The organism is Aquimarina brevivitae (assembly GCF_004216895.1).
Lineage (GTDB): Bacteria > Bacteroidota > Bacteroidia > Flavobacteriales > Flavobacteriaceae > Aquimarina > Aquimarina brevivitae.
Genome location: NZ_SGXE01000008.1, coordinates 1 through 22,326 on the forward strand (window position 1 = coordinate 1; position 22,326 = coordinate 22,326).

Annotated in this window: 25 protein-coding genes and 1 rRNA gene; 11 read left to right on the forward strand and 15 right to left on the reverse strand. The window is 35.6% G+C overall.

Annotated features, from left to right (window positions below; translation table 11 throughout):
• Positions 1-76, forward strand: a 5S ribosomal RNA gene (rrf, locus tag EV197_RS17310); the annotation flags it as partial.
• Positions 77-351: 275 nt separating this feature from the next.
• Here rrf and EV197_RS16470 read toward each other — a convergent pair.
• Positions 352-1,506, reverse strand: a complete 1,155-nt coding sequence (locus tag EV197_RS16470; RefSeq protein WP_207224226.1) for a serine hydrolase domain-containing protein — start codon at positions 1,504-1,506, stop codon at positions 352-354.
• A gap of 145 nt (positions 1,507-1,651) precedes the next feature.
• On the opposite strand from EV197_RS16470, the gene trhA reads away from it, so the two are divergent.
• Positions 1,652-2,281, forward strand: a complete 630-nt coding sequence (gene trhA, locus EV197_RS16475) for a PAQR family membrane homeostasis protein TrhA (protein ID WP_130287909.1) — start codon at positions 1,652-1,654, stop codon at positions 2,279-2,281.
• Here trhA and EV197_RS16480 read toward each other — a convergent pair.
• The 3 genes from EV197_RS16480 to EV197_RS16490 are packed head-to-tail and all read right to left on the reverse strand — an operon-like array spanning position 2,278 to position 4,117.
• Complete coding sequence (locus tag EV197_RS16480) at positions 2,278-2,706, reverse strand: DUF4268 domain-containing protein (protein ID WP_130287910.1); 429 nt, start codon at positions 2,704-2,706, stop codon at positions 2,278-2,280. The genes trhA and EV197_RS16480 overlap by 4 nt on opposite strands.
• A gap of 2 nt (positions 2,707-2,708) precedes the next feature.
• Entirely contained in the window at positions 2,709-3,386 is a 678-nt protein-coding gene (locus EV197_RS16485) for a ZIP family metal transporter (RefSeq protein WP_130287911.1), read from the reverse strand.
• Positions 3,386-4,117, reverse strand: coding sequence for an SAM-dependent methyltransferase (locus tag EV197_RS16490; RefSeq protein ID WP_130287912.1), 732 nt, complete (start codon positions 4,115-4,117; stop codon positions 3,386-3,388). The genes EV197_RS16485 and EV197_RS16490 overlap by 1 nt, the downstream gene beginning before the upstream one ends.
• A 71-nt stretch (positions 4,118-4,188) precedes the next feature.
• Here EV197_RS16490 and EV197_RS16495 point away from each other — a divergent pair, with 71 nt between their 5' ends.
• Entirely contained in the window at positions 4,189-5,334 is a 1,146-nt protein-coding gene (locus EV197_RS16495) for a THUMP domain-containing class I SAM-dependent RNA methyltransferase (protein ID WP_130287990.1), read from the forward strand.
• 119 nt (positions 5,335-5,453) lie between these two features.
• Positions 5,454-6,320 carry a dienelactone hydrolase family protein gene (locus tag EV197_RS16500; RefSeq protein ID WP_130287913.1) on the forward strand — a complete coding sequence of 289 codons (867 nt, stop codon included), beginning with the start codon at positions 5,454-5,456 and terminating at the stop codon, positions 6,318-6,320.
• 50 nt (positions 6,321-6,370) lie between these two features.
• On the opposite strand, the gene EV197_RS16505 is transcribed toward EV197_RS16500, so the two are convergent.
• From EV197_RS16505 to rlmD, 3 genes are read right to left on the reverse strand one after another with little or no spacing between them, the layout of a single operon-like run.
• Positions 6,371-7,087 carry a DUF6048 family protein gene (locus tag EV197_RS16505; RefSeq protein WP_242610761.1) on the reverse strand — a complete coding sequence of 239 codons (717 nt, stop codon included), beginning with the start codon at positions 7,085-7,087 and terminating at the stop codon, positions 6,371-6,373.
• Entirely contained in the window at positions 7,053-7,562 is a 510-nt protein-coding gene (locus EV197_RS16510) for a DUF6452 family protein (RefSeq protein ID WP_130287915.1), read from the reverse strand. Before EV197_RS16510 ends, EV197_RS16505 begins: the two co-directional genes overlap by 35 nt.
• Before the next feature lies 1 nt (position 7,563).
• A complete protein-coding gene (rlmD, locus tag EV197_RS16515) occupies positions 7,564-8,976 on the reverse strand; it encodes a 23S rRNA (uracil(1939)-C(5))-methyltransferase RlmD (protein WP_130287916.1) in 1,413 nt (470 codons plus the stop codon).
• 115 nt (positions 8,977-9,091) lie between these two features.
• Here rlmD and EV197_RS16520 point away from each other — a divergent pair, with 115 nt between their 5' ends.
• The 3 genes from EV197_RS16520 to rocD all read left to right on the forward strand — a co-directional run bounded on the left by EV197_RS16520 (position 9,092) and on the right by rocD (position 11,563).
• Positions 9,092-9,652 carry an RNA polymerase sigma factor gene (locus tag EV197_RS16520; RefSeq protein WP_130287917.1) on the forward strand — a complete coding sequence of 187 codons (561 nt, stop codon included), beginning with the start codon at positions 9,092-9,094 and terminating at the stop codon, positions 9,650-9,652.
• Positions 9,649-10,038, forward strand: a complete 390-nt coding sequence (locus EV197_RS16525) for a DUF6768 family protein (protein ID WP_130287918.1) — start codon at positions 9,649-9,651, stop codon at positions 10,036-10,038. The genes EV197_RS16520 and EV197_RS16525 overlap by 4 nt, the downstream gene beginning before the upstream one ends.
• Before the next feature lie 244 nt (positions 10,039-10,282).
• A complete protein-coding gene (gene rocD, locus EV197_RS16530; protein ID WP_130287919.1) occupies positions 10,283-11,563 on the forward strand; it encodes an ornithine--oxo-acid transaminase in 1,281 nt (426 codons plus the stop codon).
• 4 nt (positions 11,564-11,567) lie between these two features.
• Here rocD and EV197_RS16535 read toward each other — a convergent pair whose 3' ends face one another.
• A complete protein-coding gene (locus EV197_RS16535) occupies positions 11,568-12,446 on the reverse strand; it encodes a Brp/Blh family beta-carotene 15,15'-dioxygenase (RefSeq protein WP_165389076.1) in 879 nt (292 codons plus the stop codon).
• Between the two features lie 102 nt (positions 12,447-12,548).
• On the opposite strand from EV197_RS16535, the gene EV197_RS16540 reads away from it, so the two are divergent.
• Positions 12,549-13,277: a bacteriorhodopsin-like gene (locus EV197_RS16540; protein ID WP_130287921.1), complete on the forward strand. Its 729-nt coding sequence runs from the start codon at positions 12,549-12,551 to the stop codon at positions 13,275-13,277.
• 87 nt (positions 13,278-13,364) lie between these two features.
• Here EV197_RS16540 and EV197_RS16545 read toward each other — a convergent pair whose 3' ends face one another.
• From EV197_RS16545 to EV197_RS16555, 3 genes are read right to left on the reverse strand one after another with little or no spacing between them, the layout of a single operon-like run.
• Positions 13,365-13,790 (reverse strand): DUF2752 domain-containing protein, encoded by a 426-nt coding sequence (locus tag EV197_RS16545; RefSeq protein ID WP_341273034.1) that lies wholly within the window; start codon positions 13,788-13,790, stop codon positions 13,365-13,367.
• Entirely contained in the window at positions 13,780-14,055 is a 276-nt protein-coding gene (locus EV197_RS16550) for a CD225/dispanin family protein (protein WP_130287922.1), read from the reverse strand. The genes EV197_RS16545 and EV197_RS16550 overlap by 11 nt, the downstream gene beginning before the upstream one ends.
• A 15-nt stretch (positions 14,056-14,070) precedes the next feature.
• Positions 14,071-14,376 carry a DUF2752 domain-containing protein gene (locus tag EV197_RS16555; protein ID WP_165389077.1) on the reverse strand — a complete coding sequence of 102 codons (306 nt, stop codon included), beginning with the start codon at positions 14,374-14,376 and terminating at the stop codon, positions 14,071-14,073.
• Between the two features lie 55 nt (positions 14,377-14,431).
• Here EV197_RS16555 and EV197_RS16560 point away from each other — a divergent pair, with 55 nt between their 5' ends.
• Positions 14,432-14,638 (forward strand): hypothetical protein, encoded by a 207-nt coding sequence (locus tag EV197_RS16560; RefSeq protein WP_130287924.1) that lies wholly within the window; start codon positions 14,432-14,434, stop codon positions 14,636-14,638.
• Positions 14,638-15,186, forward strand: a complete 549-nt coding sequence (locus tag EV197_RS16565; RefSeq protein WP_130287925.1) for a Smr/MutS family protein — start codon at positions 14,638-14,640, stop codon at positions 15,184-15,186. The genes EV197_RS16560 and EV197_RS16565 overlap by 1 nt, the downstream gene beginning before the upstream one ends.
• Here the strand turns inward: EV197_RS16565 and EV197_RS16570 are convergent, their stop codons facing one another.
• Positions 15,187-15,705 (reverse strand): hypothetical protein, encoded by a 519-nt coding sequence (locus tag EV197_RS16570; protein WP_130287926.1) that lies wholly within the window; start codon positions 15,703-15,705, stop codon positions 15,187-15,189.
• A 3-nt stretch (positions 15,706-15,708) separates the two neighbouring features.
• Complete coding sequence (locus tag EV197_RS16575; RefSeq protein WP_130287927.1) at positions 15,709-16,647, reverse strand: hypothetical protein; 939 nt, start codon at positions 16,645-16,647, stop codon at positions 15,709-15,711.
• Between the two features lie 243 nt (positions 16,648-16,890).
• On the opposite strand from EV197_RS16575, the gene EV197_RS16580 reads away from it, so the two are divergent.
• The gene (locus EV197_RS16580) at positions 16,891-18,036 is read left to right on the forward strand and encodes a cysteine desulfurase family protein (RefSeq protein ID WP_130287928.1); all 1,146 of its coding nucleotides are present in this window, start codon (positions 16,891-16,893) and stop codon (positions 18,034-18,036) included.
• A 38-nt stretch (positions 18,037-18,074) separates the two neighbouring features.
• On the opposite strand, the gene EV197_RS16585 is transcribed toward EV197_RS16580, so the two are convergent.
• On the reverse strand, positions 18,075-20,537 hold the full coding sequence (locus EV197_RS16585; RefSeq protein ID WP_207224227.1) for a TonB-dependent receptor: 2,463 nt from the start codon (positions 20,535-20,537) through the stop codon (positions 18,075-18,077).
• An 11-nt stretch (positions 20,538-20,548) separates the two neighbouring features.
• Entirely contained in the window at positions 20,549-22,240 is a 1,692-nt protein-coding gene (locus EV197_RS16590; RefSeq protein ID WP_130287929.1) for a M23 family metallopeptidase, read from the reverse strand.
• Between the last annotated feature and the right edge of the window lie 86 nt (positions 22,241-22,326).

The window sequence follows — 22,326 nt, forward strand, 5'->3', positions numbered from 1 at the left end:
ACCATTCCGAACAGAGTAGTTAAGCCCGTTAGCGCCAATGGTACTACAATCGTGGGAGAGTAGGTCGCCGCCTTCCTTTGAAAACCCTTCACTAAACAGTGAAGGGTTTTTTGTTTTTAGGAAATAAATATAAGGCTAAGATTGAAATAATGATGCGGTGCTTGATGTGGAAATAGCAGCTGTAAAGGCAATTGGGTAATTTTTTCATTTAGTAAACAAATATTTCGCGACAGCGTGGTATGCTGGTAAGGAAGTAGGATCAATATAAGCATTTTTAGCCTCGGGATGCGAAGCAAATCGTACCAGTACCATCTCTGCTTTTGGGTCGATGTAAATAGTTTGTCCATGGACTCATCTTGCTGCAAAAGCGCCGTGTTCATTATGAGTCATCCACCACATATTGCTGTAACTCCAACCGTTCAATGCGGTATATACAGATTTACGGAATGCTTTCTTGTCGCCACCTTTTATAAGGTCATCAATAAGGGCAACAGGTAGGATTTGTTGACCATTGAACTTCCCATTTTTTCGGACCATTTCTCCAAACATTGCCATATCTCGCATATTAGCACTAAATCCACCTCCGGCAAAAGCGATTCCAGCTTTATCGATCTGATAATATCCGTCTATATGGGTTCCTAAGGGTTTCCAAATGCGTTCTGATAGTAGTTGAGGAATGCTTTTTCCGGTGACTTTAGATATAATCCATCCCATGGCATCTGTATTAATGGTTTTATAGGCAAATACTTCTCCATGTTTACCATTTTTTTTAACAGTTTTCAAATAGTCATAGTAATTAGAAGGACCTTGTGCGGATTTAGAAAATGGATTTCCAGCGGCAGAAAACGCCCATATTTCGGCTTTAGGGTTAGAGTAATCTTCACTGTATTCTAAGCCAGTCGTCATATCTAAAATTTGACGGATTGTAGCGTCCCCAAAAGCAGTGTTTTTTAACTCTGGTACGTAATAAGCTGCAACTTTATTTTCATCAAGCACTCCTTCTGCAACCAATAACCCTCCTAATGTTCCCGTAAATGTCTTGCTGACTGACATTGCGGCGTGCACACCATCGGGTTTCAATTCACCAAAATACTTTTCATATACAATTTTGCCCTTATGTAAGATTAAAATTCCGTCGGTATAGTTTTTTGCAAGGGATGACTTCCAAGTCATCAGCTCATCTTTATTCGTAGGTTTGAAGGTGATATCATCGATAGCGTTATCAATCTTGTATTTGAAATGATATCGATCTTTTTGCGCTGCTTTAACAATAGTTGTTGGCATAAATTGTCGCATATGACAAACACTATAGCGAAGGGCAGGAAATTTAAAAAAGCTACCGTCTATGGCTGATATGATTTTATCTTCTGGCGGGGGGAATTCTTGCATCCAGCCCATTTTTACAGGATCTGATTCTTCAAAATCTAAGTAGCCTTGTGCCTTAATTTCAGTATTTACAATTGTAATTATTAAGGTAAAGATGAAAAGCAGTGATTGATTGTGCATGATTATAAAATAAGTTGTGAGGTGAGTTAACAGCTAAAGCTATAAAAATTATAATAAACTAACTTTTAAAGGCTAAAATTTTTTATCAGCTGGTAAATCTCGAAATTTGTCAAATGATATACTATATATTAATTACATTTGAATAATGAATGATCAAACACCATTAGAAGAACGTTGGAACTGGATAACGCATGGAGTAGCTGCATTGGCTTCGGTTTTTGGTTTGGCATTGTTGCTTGTAAAAACACCAGATTCCTTAGCAAATGGTTATGTATCAGTTATAATATATGCACTTGCATTATTGTTCCTATATACAGCTTCAACAGTTTACCATTATGTAGAACGAATTGATTTAAAAAATAGGTTACGTGTTTTAGATCATATTGGTATTTATGTACTGATAGCAGGTACATATACACCGGTAACGCTTATTACCTTAATCGACAGCAAAGGGTGGATACTTTTTATTACCGTGTGGAGTATTGCGTTGGTGGGAACCATATTAAAATTATTCTTTACCGGAAAATTCGAGGCAATTTCTTTATTGCTTTATGTCGTGATGGGTTGGTTAATTGTTATTGATATGGAACAATTAAACCACTTGATTGCCGATACAGGGTTATGGTATTTAGCTTTGGGAGGAATTGCCTATACGAGTGGAATTGTTTTTTATGTATGGAAAAAACTATATTTCAATCACGTGATTTGGCACGTGTTTGTAATGGCAGGTAGTCTTTTTCATTTTATTTTTATCTATAACTTTGTTTTGCCTTAATTTTTGATAAAATCTTTAAACTCAAAAAAGAATTCTTCCATTACGGTCATTTCTTTAGCTAAAAAAGACATCGCTAACTCCCAGGAATTTTGATTGTGAATGCTAACTTGATTGAGTTCTACATAAAATCTTGATATGATTTTACCATTAGGTAATTCATAATGTTCATTAAAAATTGCGTGCTCGAAGTAACTGGAGACAATTATATTTTGTAAACTGAGGATTTTATCATAGTAATAAGAACGCATAAACTCATCTTGTGGCTCAATATCAAAAGATACTTGGGCCTTCTTAGTATCAAAAGAAAATTTTAAAGAAACATCTTTGATTTTAGTATTGTAAAGAAGCCATTTTTGAGGATATTTTTTTCCAAAAGTGGTCCAAAATTTCTGACGTATTTTTTTAGCCTCGTCTCTACTATACATGGTTATAAAAGATATGCAATTCCCGTTGCCAACAGAATGACAATTAATTTAGTAATGTTGAATTTATGCCCTTCATTACTCTCAAAAAGTATCGTGGTAGATACGTGAAGAAATATACCTATTACTAAGGCAGCTACTTCTTTATAATACCCTTTTATGAAATCAAAATTTTCAGATAAGAAGGTACCTGCAGGTGTCATTAAAGCAAAAGTTCCTAATAAGATAGCGATAGTACTTGCATTTAATTTGGTGTTTATTAAAAAGGTGGTTAAAATCATAGCAATAGGAATTTTATGGATGATAATTCCTATTAAAATACCGTCGGTGTGATGGATAGGAAAACCTTCTAATAAAGCGTGTATACCCAAGCTGCAAAATAATAATACCGGGATTTGCGAAGTTTGTTTGTCTAAATGGATGTGACCATGTTCTGCACCTTTTGAAAAATATTCCAACACCTTTTGCAAAAGTATTCCAATCATGATCCAGACCCCTGTTGCTTTAGGTTTTATATTATCCTCAAATACTTCGGGTAATAAATCAAAAATTGTTATTGCCAATAAAAATGCACCACTAAAGGCCAAGAGAAGCTTCAGTTTCTTTGGGCTTTCTGGTTTAATCAATAGAACGATGGCGGCGCCAAAAACAACGGCTAATATGGTAAGAATATAATCCAACATTATTTAAAAAGAAGTATTAATCTTGGAGAAGTAGTGATGTCAAATTTCCCTAAACTGTAATTTCCAAAGGTATCAAATAAATAAACCCCAGCTTTTTCAAATAAATCCATAAAATCAGCCAAACTAAAAGCTCTTACTCTCTCAGTGAAATTAAACTGCTCTCCATCGGCTTCAAAACTGATGTTCTTATAAATATAATTGTCTTTGGTATACCTCTTAATGTCGAAGGTGATTCCATCTACTGTTTTCGTTTCTTCAGCTACTAAATTGTCAATTACATAATTAACATTCATAAAATCGATTACCCCGACTCCATATTCAGACAGATCGGTTTTTATGGCTTTAATCGTTTTTAAATTATCGTCATCCTTGTCGAAGTAGCCGAAACTTGTAAATAGGTTAAAAACAGCTGTAAAACTATCATTAAAGGGTTTGCACATGTCGTGCACTTTAAACTGCAAGCTATCATTTTCAAACTGTGAAGCATAGGCAATACTATTTTCGGATAAATCTACTCCGGTAACATTAAAACCTAAACTATTGAGGTAAATACTGTGTCTTCCTTTGCCACAAGCTAAATCCAGAATCTTTTCTCCTGGTGAAAGGTTAAGGTACTGCGTCAGATTGTCCATAAACAACTTAGCCTCCACGTGATTTCTGTCCTTGTATAGCGTGTGATAATAAGGGGTATCAAACCATGAGGTATACCACATTGATAAATCTTTTAGCATAGGGCGCAAAATTAATGTATTTTTGCGGTTTAACGTTATTCAAATTTAATATTGTGAGTAAGCCTTTTAAGATGGTAGCCAAAACCTTATTTGGTTTTGAAGATTTATTAGCAGATGAACTGAAAAGTTTAGGCGCGGGTAAGGTGTCCGTTGGAAACAGAATGGTTAGTTTTTATGGAGATAAGGGTTTTATGTATAAGGCTAATCTTTGTTGTAGAACAGCAATTAAAATATTAAAACCGATACATCAAGGTAATGTAGGTAATGAAAAAGACCTGTACGATTTTATACAAAGTATCGCCTGGGATGAATATCTGGATGTCGATGATACCTTTGCTATCTATGCTACTGTTTTTTCTGAGGCATTTACACATTCCCATTATGTTTCCTTAAAAGTAAAGGATGCTATTGTTGATAAATTTAGAAAAGAAGAAGGCCGCAGACCCGACGTAGATACCGATTATCCGGATTTAACCATTGATATTCATATTCAGCATAATAGTTGTACCGTATCCTTAGATAGTTCTGGAAAATCTTTACATCAACGAGGATACCGTAACAAAACCAACATTGCACCGATAAACGAAGTACTAGCTGCAGGTCTACTAATGCGATCGGGTTGGAAAGGTAACACTCATTTTTTGGATCCGATGTGCGGAAGTGGTACCATTGCTATAGAAGCTGCCATGATAGCGTGTAATATTCCTCCTAACTTAAATAGAAAAGAGTTTGCATTTGAAAAATGGTTAGACTGGGATATGGATCTTTTTGAGACCATTGAAGAAGCTTGTTTAAATAAAATTAGAAAGTTTGATTACACCATTACGGGAATGGATCTTACTAATGCTACGGTGAAAAAAGCAATGCTGAATGTAGAAAGTGCAAATTTAAGTGAATTCATTACCATCAAGGAAGGAAATTTTTTTGAAAGTAAAAAATCCGTAGAAGGTCCATTACAGATGTTGTTTAACCCGCCCTACGGTGAACGTTTAGAAGTTGATATTCCTGAGTTTTATAAACAAATAGGAGATACTTTAAAGCAAAATTACCCGGGTACTATCGCCTGGTTTATAACATCAAATATGGAAGGGTTAAAGAATGTTGGACTTCGACCATCGAGAAAGATCAAAGTGTTTAATGGTAAGTTAGAATCTAGGTTAGTCCGATATGAAATGTATGAAGGAAGCCGAAAAGCAAAATACAATAAGGACGTCTAATTTTTTATGACCCTCTCTCGTCATTTTCTATTTTTCAAGAACATTTATTAAAGTTTCAAAATGAGTTAGAAATGTGTATTTTTAAATATACAAATTACTAACTATCTAAAGCATTTTTTATGAAAAATAGAATGGGTTATTTTTTAGGAGCACTAATATTAGCTGTATGTATTAGTTGTAAAGACACAAAATCTACGGAAACAGAGAAAGAAGAGGAAGAAAAGGTTGAGATTGTGGAAGAAAAAGAAATGAAGCTAAAAGGAGAAGAAGTTTCCTATAGCACAGATTCTTTGCAAATGAAAGGATATATCGCTTTTAATGAAAATGCCACAGACAAGAGTCCTGGTGTCTTGGTAATCCACGAATGGTGGGGTCATAATGACTATACTCGCAAAAGAGCTGATATGCTAGCGGAGTTAGGTTATGTAGCATTAGCTGTGGATATGTATGGAGAGGGTAAGCAAGCGAGCCATCCTGATGACGCAGGTAAATTTGCAATGAGTGTAATGGGTAATATTGATGTGGCTAAAGCCCGTTTTAACGCAGCACTCGAAATGCTAAAATCAAAAGATCAAGTTGATACTACGAAAATTGCAGCAATAGGATATTGTTTTGGCGGAAGTGTAGCGCTAACTATGGCTAATACAGGAGCAGAGTTAGATGCGGTCGCTGCTTTTCATAGTGGAGTTGAATTACCCGTAATGCCTAATGAAGAATTAACTGCAAAAGTATTGGTTTGCAATGGGGCTGAAGATCCATTTGTTTCACCGGAGTCTGTAGCAGCCTATACCAAAGCTATGGATAGCATACAAGCCGATTATAAGTATGTGGCCTATGAAGAAGCAGTACATGCATTTACCAGTAAAGATGCTGATTCGCTAGGTAAGAAATTTGATCTTCCCTTAGCCTATAATAAAGAAGCAGATCAAAAATCTTGGGAAGAGCTAAAAAGATTACTAGAGGATGTTTTTAAATCCGAAGAGTAATAGCGTAAAAATAGGCTTAATATATAAAGGATATAGGTGATCTAGTGAGATCACCTTTTCTTTTTGTAAAAAGGGATCAAATAGCTTATGGTGTAAGCATATCCTACACCAAAAGTACTGTAATCATTGGTTCTTCCATATCCAGGAATAAAAAGGTTATCAAACCTTTCTGGGTTTTGCTCACTGATTAAATTTCTAATAGAAACGTTTGCACCTAGATATATGTTATGAAATAACTCTACTTCGAGTCCGAGTACTAACTCTACCCATCCTGCAGTTAATCCGCTTTCTTCTTGTCTGCTAAATCTTACATCAGGTTCGTAATAGCTAGTGTTTGAAAAAATGCGGTAATTTTCTAATTCTTGGTTAAAGGTGGAGAACCCATATCGCAATCCAACATAGATACTATTCTGCATTCCATACCAATTGTCATAGGTATTCCAATCCACACCAATACGGGCATATGAGCCAGATCCTTTGACACTCACATTTTCTTCATCTCTTAATAAGGATTCAGTACCTAATTCTAACGTTATATAGTAATCCTTGTATATTCGATAATCCCCAACAATCTCAAACCCTTCATAGTCGTCATCGTCAATAGTTCTAATGACCTTGGCCAGATCAACACCTACCCGTAATCCGTACTTTTCAGCTGGAGGCAGGGTATCTCTTGCGGTTAATTTTTTAGGCTCTTCATTCTGTCCAAAGCAAACTAGACAGAACAAAAAGTTAGTGATAAATATAGATGTGTGTAATAGTTTCATCAGTTACGTTTGGTTCTTGTATGACGATTTCTTTAATCCAATTGGTACCTCCATCTTCTGCAACAAGTGAGTTGGTCAACCCCTCAAAAGTTACCCTAAATCCACAAGCGCTATTGACATATTCCTCCACAGGGGTGTATTCAAAAGAAAGCGTATCCGTATTAGTAGTTTCCTCTTGTTCTATTGTAAATTCAAATTCCGTGATTAAAACATTTGTTTTAAGTGGTATGCCGATAGAGTCTTGATTAAATTCTGAAACAAAGAGTTCTTCGACATCCACAGCTTTTATAGATAAATTTTCAGGAGCTTTGGGGTCTATCCGTGTTATATTGTCAAAGAATTTTATTATTAAAAGCGGGGTTGTTGGTGTACCAGGAGGACAAATATCATCTCTTTCACAAGAGTAGTTTCCTACTATAACAACCAAAAGGGTTAATAAGGCTAAGAAGGAAAACAGAATTTTATGTTTTTTCATATTAAGCTTTCTTTTCTAAAAGTACAACATTTTCCACATGGTAGGTCTGTGGAAACATATCTACAGGCTGTACTTTGGTAACTTTATAACTATGATCTAATAACGCTAAGTCTCGTGCTTGTGTTGCACTATTACAGCTAACATAAACAATTTTTTGTGGAGCAATTTGCAAAAGTTGAGCTACTACATCTTTGTGCATCCCATCTCTTGGTGGATCGGTAATGACCACATCCGGCACCCCATGTTCTGCGACAAATCCATCTGTAAATACTTTTTTCATGTCTCCGACATAAAATTCGGTATTTGTAATTTTATTGTTTTCAGCATTTACTTTAGCATCTGCTATGGCTTCAGGCACTGCTTCAACCCCAATTACTTTAGCGGCATCTTTGGCAACAAATTGGGCTATGGTTCCAGTACCTGTATATAGGTCGTAAACCAATTCATTACCCGTTAATCCTGCAAAGTCTCTGGCAACCTTATACAATTCGTATGCTTGCGCAGAATTGGTTTGGTAAAAAGACTTGGCATTGATCTTAAAACGTAACCCTTCCATCTCTTCTTCAATATAATCTCTTCCTCGATAACAAATTACCTCTTGGTCATATATGGTATCATTACCTTTCTGGTTGATTACGTATTGCAATGAAGTGATTTCAGGAAATTCGTTGGCAATAAAATCCAAAAGCAGTTCTCTTTTTTCTTGGTCATCATAAAAAAACTGAAGTAAAACCATAAGTTCTCCTGTAGAAGCAATACGAATCATTAAAGTTCGCAGTAGACCTTCTTGTTTTCTTTGATTAAAAAAAGAAAGATGATGTGCTGTAGCGAATTCTTTTACTTTATTTCTTATGCTGTTACTTGGATCTTCCTGAAGGTAGCAAGTATCAATGTCCAATATTTTATCCCACATGCCGGGCATATGAAAGCCCAAAGCGTTTCTATTATCAAATTCTTCAGCACTTTTTATTTCGTCAAGTGTTAACCACCGGCTATCACTAAAGGTAAACTCCATTTTATTGCGATAAAAATACTGTTCTTCTGAGCCTAAAATAGGGCTCGTTTTCGGGAGTTCTATTTTACCTAAACGCTTCAAGTTATTGATCACTTCAGCTTCTTTATAAGCTAATTGGTACTTGTAATCCATAAACTGCCATTTGCAGCCCCCACAAGTCCCAAAATGCTCACATTTAGGAGTTACTCTTTTATCAGAAAGTTGATGAAAGGCAATGGCTTCTCCTTCATAAAATGCTTTTCTTTTTTTGGTGGTTTGCACATCTATCACATCACCAGGAACAGCATTGCTAATAAAAATTACTTTACCATCAGGAGCTTTAGCAATACTTTTCCCTTTGGCTCCAGCATCAAGAACCTCAATATGTTCGAATTTTAGTCTACGGTTTTTTCTTCCCATAGCGCAAAAATAAGAATAGAATAGATATACTAATCAATTATTCAACATATCTTGAAAAAAGAAACAAAAAAATGAACCTAATTGATATTTCGGTGTCTTAGTAATAAAGCAATTTATGGAATCACCTAATAAGACATTTGATTCGTTGTTGGTACTCCAGTATCAATCCGGAAACAAAAAGGCTTTGGTACTTCTTGTAAAACGATGGCATGCACGCTTTTGTAAACATGCCTTTTGGTATACTAATGATATTGATACTTCAAAGGATATAGCGCAAGATAGTTGGGGTAAAATATGTAACAATATTTATCAACTTAAGGAAACTAATAGTTTTGGTAGTTGGGCGTTAACGATCGTTACGCGAACTGCTTTAGATTGGTTAAATAATCAAAAAAAGGAACTCCGTAATCGAAAATTGTATTCTAATCAATATGAAGGAATTAATGAACCGGAACAAAACGAGAATGCTGATACAACACCAATTATAGCTGCGCTTAACAAGGCAGTTAAGGCCCTGGGTAAAAAACACCAAATAGTAATGCACTTATTTTATATAGAAGAGTATAGTATCAAACAAATTGCTCAAATATTGCAAATCACACAAGGCACCGTGAAGTCTCGATTGTTTACGGCTAGAGAAAAATTGAAATTAATAGTTAAAAATCAGAAATTATGAAAGATGAAAGTAAAGACATCGATAGATTAATCAAAGAAACATTATCTACAGAGGAAGCAAAATTCTACGATGAATTAGGAGAACAGAATCTTTTAGAAATGGTTGAAGGACTCTATAAAACAAAGAATAGGTGGTTTATTATCATAATGAATATAGTGAGTTTTATGGCATTAGCAATTTTAACTGTCTGTATTGTTAATTTTGTAAGCGCCAGTACTACTAATGAACTTATTACATGGGCTGTGGCTGGTTTTATTGCAATGAGCTTTATCATCATGCTCAAGTTGTATTCTTGGATGCAAATGGATAAAAATGCATTACTAAGAGAGATGAAAAGATTAGAACTTCAAATTTCTTCTTTGGTAACTAAAATTGATGAAAAATAGTCTTGTAAATTGTACTTATTGGAGTCAAAGACTATTAGTAATAGTTGTAATAGGTTATTTTATAATAATGTTCCAAGGACGCTAGTAGTTAGTTAGCATATACGTAAAAGATTTAGTAATTTGCGACTTTCTCAGGGATGATTTCTCTCCCACGCTGAATTTTCGTTCCGATACCTATCGGAATTAGCGAAAGAATAAAGGTACAGAAGGAATAGTTATTTTATCACTTTAAATTATTTAAAAAATGGCTGTTTTGGAAAAATTAACTTCACAACAAGCAATCGATTTAGAAAACAAGTACGGAGCGCATAATTATCACCCTTTGCCTGTGGTGCTTAGTAGAGGAGAAGGAGTGTATGTATGGGATGCTGAAGGAGAAAAGTATTATGACTTTTTAAGTGCATACTCTGCGGTTAACCAAGGACATTGTCATCCTAAAATTGTGGATGCAATGGTAAAGCAAGCTCAGACCTTAACTTTGACTTCGCGTGCATTCTATAATGATATGCTAGGTCGATTAGAGAAGTTTGCAACAGAGTATTTTAGTTTTGATAAATTACTGCCTATGAATACAGGGGCAGAAGCGGTGGAAACTGCAATAAAAATTTGTAGAAGATGGGCTTATGCAAAAAAGGGTATTGCCGAGAATGATGCTCAAATTATAGTTTGCGAAAATAATTTTCACGGTAGAACTACTACAATTATTTCTTTTTCTAATGATCCTGTAGCTAGGGCTAATTTTGGACCGTACACTCAAGGTTTTATTAAAATAGAATACGATAATCTCGTAGCTTTAGAAGATACGTTAAAAAACCATGACAATATAGCTGGTTTTTTAGTGGAACCTATTCAAGGTGAAGCTGGCGTTTATGTACCGTCAGAAGATTATTTGGTAAAAGCCAAAGCACTTTGTGAAAAGTATAATGTACTTTTTCTGGCAGATGAAGTACAAACCGGTATCGCTAGAACTGGACGACTATTAGCAACTTGTGGTAATTGCTCTTGTGCAGATAAAAATTGCTCCGGTACTCCAGAGGTGAAGCCTGATATCCTAATTTTAGGAAAAGCACTAAGTGGAGGAGCTTATCCAGTTTCTGCTGTTTTGGCTAATGATGATATTATGGATGTGATTACTCCGGGTAGTCACGGTAGTACATTTGGCGGAAATCCAGTAGCAGCTGCGGTAGCTATTGCGGCTTTAGAAGTCATAAGGGATGAAAAACTAGCGATCAATGCGTATGAGCTAGGTGTAATCTTTCGCGAGGAGCTCAATACATATATCAAAACCTCCAATATTGTTAAATTAGTAAGAGGGAAAGGTTTATTGAACGCGATTGTTATTAATGATGATAAAGAAAGTGAAACTGCTTGGAATATTTGTGTGGCATTAAAAGAAAATGGATTATTGGCTAAACCCACTCACGGAAATATTATCCGATTTGCACCACCTTTAGTTATGAATAAGGAACAATTGATGGAGTGCGTAGAGATTATTACTACCACCCTAAAAGCTTTTGAAAAGTAGTATGCTATTTATTAAGTCTAGACATTACCCATACATGTGGAAAAGTAATGGCTGCTATACTTATAAAAAAGATGGATAAGAATATTTCTTTTTGATCTTTAAAAATAAAATAAAGTATACCCAGGCCAAAAATTGATATTACCCAATAGAGAAGAGAGGATTTTGCATATTTGACGAAATCCTCTTTTTTTGTACCCCCATATAAAAATTGGACTTGATCTACTATAGATGGAATGCTATGCCAAAAAATAAAATAAATAGCAAAAGCCCATAACAAAGAAGCGGTTTTAAAGACTATCAAAAATATGAGTAGATAGAAAAGCTCTAATATGATATTGAACATTCTTAGCTTCTTGGTCTTTAAGAGAAAGAGCGTAAGTACAACTAATAGGCCGCTACTAATAACCCATATATAGCCAAAAAAATCGCTTGATAAACCATACGAAGTAATGTCTTTGATTATTATAAAAACCTCTTTGTAATTTAGAAAAAACAACGAGAATAGAATCACCATTCCGTACAATGTAAAATGAAGAGCGGACCAAATTGTGATGTTTGTAAAATAAGAAGACCAATGCTGTTCTCCAAAGTGATATGCACTAACGATAATAAATAAGCCTAGCGCAAATGCTGGAAGGTAGGTGAACAAAACAGTTGCCAGGATTATTATAAAAAGATAAGATAAAGCAACCTGCAAATGAATGATGTTCTTTTTGGTATGGCTTAGGTTTTGGATAATCCCTATATCACTGGTACCGTGAAATATTCCGATAGTTAGAATGAGTATGAAAGCCAAGCTGTCTTCAATAGTATCTGCAAAAAAAACGGATAGCCATAAGCAGAAAAACGTACAAACAATTAAGATACTTTTAAGTTTTGACAATATAATCGCTTTTTTTTTCATTTTGTTCAATAAAGTTATCTTAAAATTAAACATATTCTGTTTAAACTTTAGTAAATTTAGCTAAACAAATTAATAATAACTATGAAAAATCTATTTTTAATATTTTCGTCCGTGCCTAAGATAGCTACTGATGACTATGTGGGTTTCACTTTTTTCTTGGGTTGTATGGCCATGATGGCAGCAGCAGCTTTCTTCTTTTTATCAATGAATAGTTTTGATAAAAAATGGCGTACTTCCATTTTAGTTTCTGGATTGATCACCTTTATTGCAGCAGTGCATTATTGGTATATGAGAGATTATTGGTATGCTCATGAACAATCACCTACTTTTTTTAGATATGTAGACTGGTTGTTGACTGTACCGCTTATGTGTGTTGAGTTTTATTTAATTCTTAAAGTCGCCGGCGCTAAAAAATCTTTGATGTGGCGCTTAATAGTGTTATCAGTGGTGATGCTAGTTACTGGATATCTAGGGGAAGCTGTGTACAGAGACCAAGCTTGGTTATGGGGTCTAATTTCCGGAATCGCTTACTTTATCATTGTATATGACATTTGGTTTGGTAAAGCTAAAAAAATTGCAGAAGAAGCTGGTGGAGCGGTATTGTCAGCGCACAAAACACTATGTTGGTTCGTTCTTGTAGGATGGGCAATTTATCCAATAGGATATATGGCAGGTACACCGGGTTGGTATGAAGGTATATTTGGTGGATTAGCCATGGATGTTGTGTATAACATCGGTGATGCGATCAATAAAATAGGATTTGGTTTAGTGGTATATAACTTAGCTGTTAAATCTTCTGCCAATTCCTAATGAAGCGTAGATTAACTTTTAAATTCTAGAGATAATTTTTATTAAAGAGAATTAACAGAAAAGGCCTTTCATTGTAAAGGTCTTTTTTTATGGGGCTAAATTAAGAAAAGGTGAAAAGGGAAGATTTCTGCAAATCCAATAAGTAACCGTAATGCATAGTACGGTCTTAGGAAAATATTTGTGATGTCCTAAATGAAATACTTTCTTATTGAAAAACCAGTAATTTAAATAGTAATATGATAGTGCCAGTATATAAATTATTAGTACAAGAAGTAAAGCATTGTGCGAAAAGGCTTCTCCAAATCTGCCATGTAATAAATCATGTATGGCCCGTTGACTTCCACAACCTGGACAATGTAAACCTGTGAGATAATGAAAAGGGCAGGATGGGAAAAAACCTGAGCTTGATTGTTCAGGATCAAAACTATAATAATACCTAGAAACAAAAAACACGGGTATGATCAATAGAAAATACCCGTATTTTAGTAGCTTATTTGAGGTTTTAATATCCACGACTCATTTCACTAAAAAATGCAGCGCCAAAAATTAAGAAGTAACCCAAAATAATTACTGCACCAGCGATGATCCCTACTAAAGCCCAAGTTTTAGCGTTTTTTGACGCCTGCTCGGCTCCTGCATAATCCCCTGCGTCATATTTGGTATTAACTTGTGTAGAATAGATAATGCTTACTATACCAGTGACTAAACAACATAAGATTGTTGAAATTATTGATAATGCTAAATAGTTGTTCGGTCTTGGTGGTTGATTGTTTTCCATAATATAAAGATTAAGTTAAAAATAATTCGATTTAGTAGTATAGCAAAGTACCATAGTGGTTAGTATAGTTATGCCAATTTGATTAATTGTCCATTTATTACTATACTGATATTTAACAAATAAATTGAATGCTAAAAATAATAGACGATATATCGCGGGATACATAAAAAATGCTTCGGAGAATACACTTTTAATTGGCAAGGCTATGGATCGCTGCATACCACAACCCGGGCAATCGATTCCAAATAATTTTTTGTTTAAGCACGGTAACTTGTACTGTTCCAAAAGGCATTTTTTTAATTGATACCTTGCAATATACATTTCTTTTCTATGGACTTAAAATAAATTTTGAAAATTAAATTGATATTTTTGCGTCATGAACAGAAATCAGTTGGTTAAAATACTTCGGATACTATTTATTGTAACAGGTGCGGGTTTGTTAGTTTATGAATTAGCGAAACCTTCTAAAAATTACTATTTTCAGGCTATAGGACTTAGTTTATTAATGATAGGGTTGTTTTTGGTAAATATTTCAATACCTCATAAAAATCAAGATGATAACCAATCAAATAGTGAAGAGTAATGGAGTGGAAGATAGGCGATAATGTAGCTGTACTTGATGAACCGATAGCGGGTAAGATACTTGCTATCGATAAGGATACTATTACCATTGAATCTGAAGATGGTTTTGCGTTGAAATTTATGCCGCAAGAATTGGTTAAAGTCGATCAAAACATTGATTTACCTACATACGACGAAGTACACGAGATGCTGCAGCAAAAAGAAGTTTTTAAGAAGAAACCTAAGAAAGCTGTAGTCACACCCAAGAAAAAGGAAATACCTGCAATGGAGGTTGATTTGCACATACATAAATTGGTAAAATCAACAAAGGGTATGACCAACTATGATATGTTGACATTGCAGGTAGATACTGCTACACGACAATTAGATTTTGCGATTCATAAACGAATCCCCAGCGTGGTTTTTATCCACGGGGTAGGACAGGGTGTACTTAAAGAAGAGTTACGATATCTCTTTAGCCGATACGATAATGTCAGTGTTACTGACGCAGACTATAAAAAATATGGACTAGGAGCTATGGAAGTATATATCATCCAAAACCCTAAATGATCAATTATTAATCGTAAATTGATCTGTACCCAGTACTAAAAACTCTTTTCTAATGGCTCTTCCTGGGCCAATCAGGGTTATGTTATTTAGCGTAATTGTTCGATTGTAAGTGGTACTTGTGGCAGTGGTCTCAGCGATTTCATAGGTAATAATTACAGAACCGTTGGAACCTGTGAGCTCATCTACAAGAGTTACTTCACTCGGTGGAATATTAGCACAGAAATAATCTTCGCCAACCACAGGTTCTTCAAAAACGCGATAGGTAACAATATTACTTGTTCCGTTTAAAGCAATGGTTATCGGCGAGTCTAAATTAAAGGTAGTAAACTCAAACGTTGAGCTGGTAAAATTTACTGACAAAGAAGTATTGGTAGAGGTGTCAATTTTATAAAAAACAAATTCATTATCATTATTGCAACGCTCCAATGGAGCATCAAAGTTGATATCTTCTTCAAAAATATCGCCTTCGCTACATGCGTTTAAGGTGAATAAACAAATAATCAGATATACTAATTTCATGTCTTAATTGGTTATAGATTCAGTAACTTCTCGGCTACCCATGGTAAATGTAGTTTCAGTAAATAGCTCCGCATTTCTAGGAGCCACCAGCTCTACAAATCGTACTGAAGTTCTAAAGGTGGTGATAACAGTGTTCGGAATAAGGGTTATTTCAGGATGCGGATCTGGAAAGTAGGATATATCAGCTTCATCGTCCAAGTAATCTATAATGCCTTGTTGTCCAATATCAGGTCGATCGTCATTCCTTGGGGTTCCATTACCATCAACATCCTCCTCGATAGAAGGTATTCCATCCATGTCATCATCATCATCTAAATAGTCAGGAATACCATCTTCGTCCGTGTCTCTATAGGAATCGTCCCCGGGTATACTATTGGGTAATTCAGCACTGGTTAGCACATTATCATTATCATCATCCTGATCTTTATAATTAGGAATCGTGTCCCCATCGGTATCATCGTTCTCTAAATTATTATCATTATTGAGATCTTCTTCCTCTGCAGGTACCCCATCATTATCATCTTCATTTGAAATGATAACCTCCAATATCGCTTTACCTTCTGTAATGACTAGTTCATTGACTACTTCAATTTCTGCAGGTGGAATTGTACTGCAAAAATAATCTGCGGTGATGGCAGCACTATATTGGCGATAAATCAATGGGTTTTCTGGGCTGAGCTGTATTTCTATAGGACCTGAGCTAGTTGTAACATTTGCTTCATAATCTGTGCTGGTAAAATTAAAGGAGATACTCTCGTTTATATCACTATTGATTTTGAAAAATACATACTCATTTGGATTGGCACCCGTACATAACTGGAGTGTGGCATCATCAAATTCAAAATTGGTGATGATAATATCTCCATCATCACAGGAAGATACTATAAAGCCACCAATGAATGTTACCACAGTAATTTTTAATAAACGGAATAAGTTTTTCATATAAAAAGATATTACCAAGATCAATTTATCATAAAGACGACAAATTTAAGGTAATGTTTACTTTTTTTGAGTTTAAACATAGGCAAAAGTAAGTGAATTGAAAGATTATAGTACATAACGAGGAAAATAATTTTATTTAAAGTAGTTTTGTGCTTATAAAACTTGAAGATTTGATAAAAAATCAGCTTCATACGTATATCTTATTAATGATTTGTCAATAGTATCTCTTTTAAGTTCAATAGTATGCAAAAGGTGTATTTTGATAGTGCCGCAACAACAAAAATTCGGCCCGAAGTAGTAGAGAAAATGGTCGCAGTGCTTAATGATTATGGAAATCCATCATCCACTCACGGTTTTGGACGTTCTGCAAAAAACCATTTAGAACAAGCCCGCAAAAACATAGCAGGGTATCTCGGTGTTAAAGCATCAGAGATTATCTTTACTTCAGGGGGTACGGAGGCTGATAATCTAGCCATAAACAGTGCTGTACGGGATTTAGGTGTTACACATATCATTACTTCCAAAATAGAACATCATGCTGTATTGCACACAGTACAAGAGATTGAAAAATATCATGATATTAAGGTTAGTTATGTGACTATTAAACCTTGTGGTTCTGTTGACTACGATCATTTAAAAAACTTGTTAAGTGATGCTGAAGAAAAGGTTTTAGTCAGCCTAATGCACGTTAATAATGAGGTGGGAACTATACTCGATATCGAAAGAGTCGGAAACCTATGCAAGGAGTATAACGCCTTGTTTCATAGTGATATGGTGCAATCCATAGGTCATCTTGATGTCAATTTAGGAGAATTAAACGTAGATTTCACTGCGAGCAGTGCACATAAGTTTCATGGACCCAAAGGTGTTGGTTTTGCTTATATACGGAAAAACTCAGGATTACGTCCGTTGATTTTTGGGGGAGAGCAGGAGCGTGGTTATCGCGGAGGTACCGAAGGAGTGCATAACATTGTAGGGATGGATGAAGCCCTGCGTTTAGCTTTGGAAAACCTACCGGAAGAAAGTAGTTATGTTGCCGAAATCAAAGCGTATTTTATAGACAAGTTATTGGAAGCCATACCGGGTGTAAAGTTTAATGCCGAATGTAACGATGTTAATCATTGTACCTATACCTTAATAAACGTTTGTTTACCCATACCACCAGAAAAGGCGCAGATTTTACTTTTTCAACTAGATATCAATGGAATTGCCTGTTCTAAGGGGAGTGCCTGTCAGAGTGGTAGCACTAAAGGATCTCATGTGCTAAATGAAATCTTAGATGAAGAGGACTTAGGTAAGCCTTCTATTCGTTTTTCCTTTTCAAAGTATAATACCAAGGATGATGTGGATTATACGATTAGTGTATTGCAAAAGTTTATGAATTCTTAAATTATTTACGTACCTATACGGAAATCTTCCCTCAAGTATTAAAATCGCATTCCCAATCGTATATTAAACACTCTAGGAGTTAGTATATTGGGTATGGCAAACTGCTGCTTGCTTGAGGCATCTCTAACGAAAGTGTTGGTAATCGAGTTGCGATTGTCAAATATATTGAAGATTTCAAAGCCAAGGTTTAACGATCTGAAATGACGTAAAAAGCTATCCGCTTTAGGTTGTTTTTCTGGACCTACTAAAATATAGGAAATGCCTAAATCAGCTCGGCGATAATCCCGTAAACGGGTTTGAAAATTATAAGGGTCTGCATAGCTAGGCGATCCCCCAGGTACACCGGTTTGATATACCAAATTTAGGTACATCTTAAGATTTGGTATCGTTGGTACATAATCCTGAAACAAGGCACCGATTTTAAGGCGTTGATCCGTGGGTCTCGAGATATAGCCCCTATTATCAATGTTTTCTTCAGTTTTAAGTACGCCTAGACTGACCCAACTCTCTGTGCCAGGTATAAACTCTCCATTAAGTCTTAGATCCAACCCTGTAGCATAGGCTTCTGCATTGTTGCGAGCTCTATAGCGTATGCGTACATTTTCTATGGTGTAAGGATTGACATCATTAAGTGTTTTGTAATAAAATTCTGAAGTAAGGGTGAAAGGTCGATCCCATAACTTAAAACTATAGTCGTGACCTAATACGAGATGAATAGATTCTTGGGCTTTTACTTCGGGTCTGACGACTCCTAGAGAATCCCTGAGTTCCCGATAAAATGGCGGCTGATGATAATATCCACCAGATACCCTAAAAATCATATCTCGTTTCCAGTCGGGTTTAATAGCTAGTTGAGCTCGTGGACTGACTACTGTTTGTGTCGTGGATTGTAATCCCGCTCCACTGACCGTCCAGGTTTGACTGCGTACTCCGGCATTGATCCATACATCGGTATTATTGATGGCTGTACGCAGACTATATTGACCAAAAGTTGATATTCTGTCTATTTGAACATCATTGGTAGCTCTAACATTCGCAAAAGGAACAATGGGACTGGTATAGGGATTGTATGGTTGGTCGTTTACAAAATCTTCAATAGGTGGTCGAATAGAGAACCCTGCGGAATCTATAATTTCATACTCTTGCACACGATCTCTTATATCTTCTGAAGTATATTTGATTCCCCATTCTATTTGATGTTCGTCTCTACTAAAAGATCCTCGGTGTTGTAGGTTAAAAATTAATGCATCCAGATCGTTACGGGCATGTGTTAATTGAGATCCTGCGGTTCCTGTAAGCACTACATCGCCGACTTCATCACTTCCAATATCAGTATTGACAACACCTAATCGATAGAGTGCGAAAATATCATAATATTCTTGCTCTTGGGTATGATATCCGCTAGCTATGAATTTTAGCAATAGATTTTCATTGGGTTTATACGTTCCTTTAAAAGCGCCAAAATAGGTTTCATATTTATCCTTTTCTTGTCCTTCATAAAACACTACAAGTGCCAGTGGGTTTTGCAAGGTTCCAAAGTTGGTTTGTTGTGTAAGCGGTTGATAGTCATACTTGTTTATCGAAATATTTCCCAAAAACCCTAATTCAAAAGTATTGCTAAGGTTGTAGGAAATATAGGTTTGAATATCAGCAAACCGAGGCCTGAAGTTCGTTTCAGTATCCTTGGCATTAACCAATAAGCTATTGTCTCTATAACGCGCACCGAGGATTGCAGCGAGTTTTTTGTCTTTCGTAATACCTTCAGCTGAAACTCTTGCTCCTAATAAACTAAGGTCTGCGGATGCACCAATCCGTGTGGGTCTTCTGTAGGTAATATCCAAAACAGAAGAAAGTTTATCCCCGTATTTCGCTTGAAACCCGCCTGCAGAGAAATCTACATTCGAAACCAGATCTGTGTTTACAAAACTTAATCCTTCTTGTTGTCCGCTACGAATTAGAAATGGACGGTATACTTCAATTTCATTGACATAGACTAAGTTTTCGTCATAATTTCCGCCGCGAACAGCGTATTGTGTACTTAATTCGTTATTAGAACTTACACCTGGTAAGCTTTTTAGTAGTCCTTCTACACCAGGATTGGCAGAGGGGGTATTGCGTATGGTTTCTGGGTCTAGAGTGGTTATTCCTTCCACAACTTTTTGCTCACGTCCACTGATAACAACTTCAGCTATTTGTTCTACGTCAGTCTTTAAGACGGGGTTGAGTTCGTAGACCTGATTAACTTTTAGATTTAAGGTTACTGTAATATTTTTAAAGCCAACGTATGAAATATTGACTTTAACGGTTTGATTAGCGGGTATACGTAGTTCATATACGCCATTTTTATTGGATTGAGTTCCTCCTCCTGCATAGGTTATTGAAGCGCCAGGGAGCGGAATCTTGTTTTCGTCCAAAATCACCCCGTTTAGGGTTGCCTGTTGCGCACACAAGCCAAAATTGATGAAGAGTAAAAGGTAAAGGAGGTAAGCCTGAGTTTTCAATACGATGGATTTTAAGGTTTTCTATAAAAGGTTAGGTTTAATTCAGTGCTGTTGCCAACCTTGTCCATTACTTTTAGTTTTAAGTTGTGTTCGGATTCTGCGATAATGGCATCGCTAAAATCATAAATCAACATACCGGTTTTATAATCATATTCCATCAGTATAAATTTCCCATTGATCGTGGCTCTATAATTGTCAACACCTGTTTCTTCATCATTTATTTTGATTTTTAAAAAAGCTTCATTGGATATCCATCTGCCTTCAGCAACATTTATAGGAACAATGGTAGGCTTGTTTTTATCGCTAAAGATAGCATAAGAACCAAAATTACGTGTTCTTGTAGATAACTTATTTCCTTTCTTTTCAGCTGAGGAAAAATAGGGTTCATTATTGTAGTTTAACCGACCAAGATAGAGTTGTTGTTGGTCTTCAGGTTTGTAACTACTGATATCCGCTACTAACGTCATATTTTTATGAAGTGGGGTAGTTTCTTCGTGTACTTTAATTGTATCCCCGTTTGTTTCTATAGATAGATACTCGTCTTCATATAATGCGCCCTTTGGAATATATAAATTAAAATTACCAGAGCTATACACAAAACTATCGTCGTGTTTTGCTAAATAAGGAGTTTTCTTAACTTCACTTTTCTCTATGCTTTCCATACGTTTTCCTGCTACAGGAATCTCTAAAGTGGTATTATTACCATTAGCATCTTTAAGAGAAACCGTAATACTGTATGACAAACTGTCATTAATTGTTATAAAACCATTGTTAACAGTATTTTTAAATACGGATAAGGGATTGTTTTCCTCTCGGAATAACTTTTCAATCCTATTTCTATTTTTTTTGTAATACCCGTAATCGATAAGCCTGTTTAAATAACGCGTTTCCGAAAAAGAAAATCTATCCATTTCAATTACCGATATAGGACTGCCATTCACTTTAGTAGTAAAGGAGTAAACTCCATTTTTGTTATTCGCCAGGTTTTGTTTATCAATTGCCGAGACTCCTATACCTATGGTTCCAAAGGCATTAATCTTCTCTGCTTTAAGACTTCCATCGTTTTGTGTAATAATCCTTAATTGCGCAGGGTTTTGCGATCCATTAACGTGACTTTCTTTTCCAAAACTATATACCCAAATATCATTTAAGATTGGTTTTTTGGTGTCTTTTATAGTAATACCGTGGTTTAGTGGGTTTAAAGGCCGTGAATTACTGTCCCTTACCTCAAAATGGAGATGCGGGCCTCCGCTTCCGCCTGTGTTACCACTATACGCTATTAACTCTTTTTGATCCACTGTTAATTCACCGCTTCTAGGATAAAGTTGTATTTCATAAGATTCTTTGGCGTATTGTCGCTTTTTAACATAGGCTTCTATTTTTGGAGCGAATTTTTTAAGGTGTGCATACACTGTAGTGTAGCCATTAGGATGCGCGATATAGAGGGCTTTTCCATAGCCAAAGTGAGAAACTTTTATTCTTACCACGGTTCCTTGAGAAGCGGCGTATACGGGTAACCCTTCTTCACCATTAGTTTTGATATCTAATCCAGAGTGAAAATGATTGGAGCGCAATTCACCGAAAGTGCCTGAAATAGCAAGAGGTATATCAATAGGTGGTAAAATTGGTGTATTCCCTTGTAACTCTTGACCATTAGTCAATAGCGAACAGCATAAAAATAGTATGCAATAAACCTTTTGCATGGAGTAGTGATGAATTTAATGAGCTTCAATGATATGAAAAGCTTAGTAAAGTATAAAACTAATCTTCTCTTTTGAAGTAATTTATT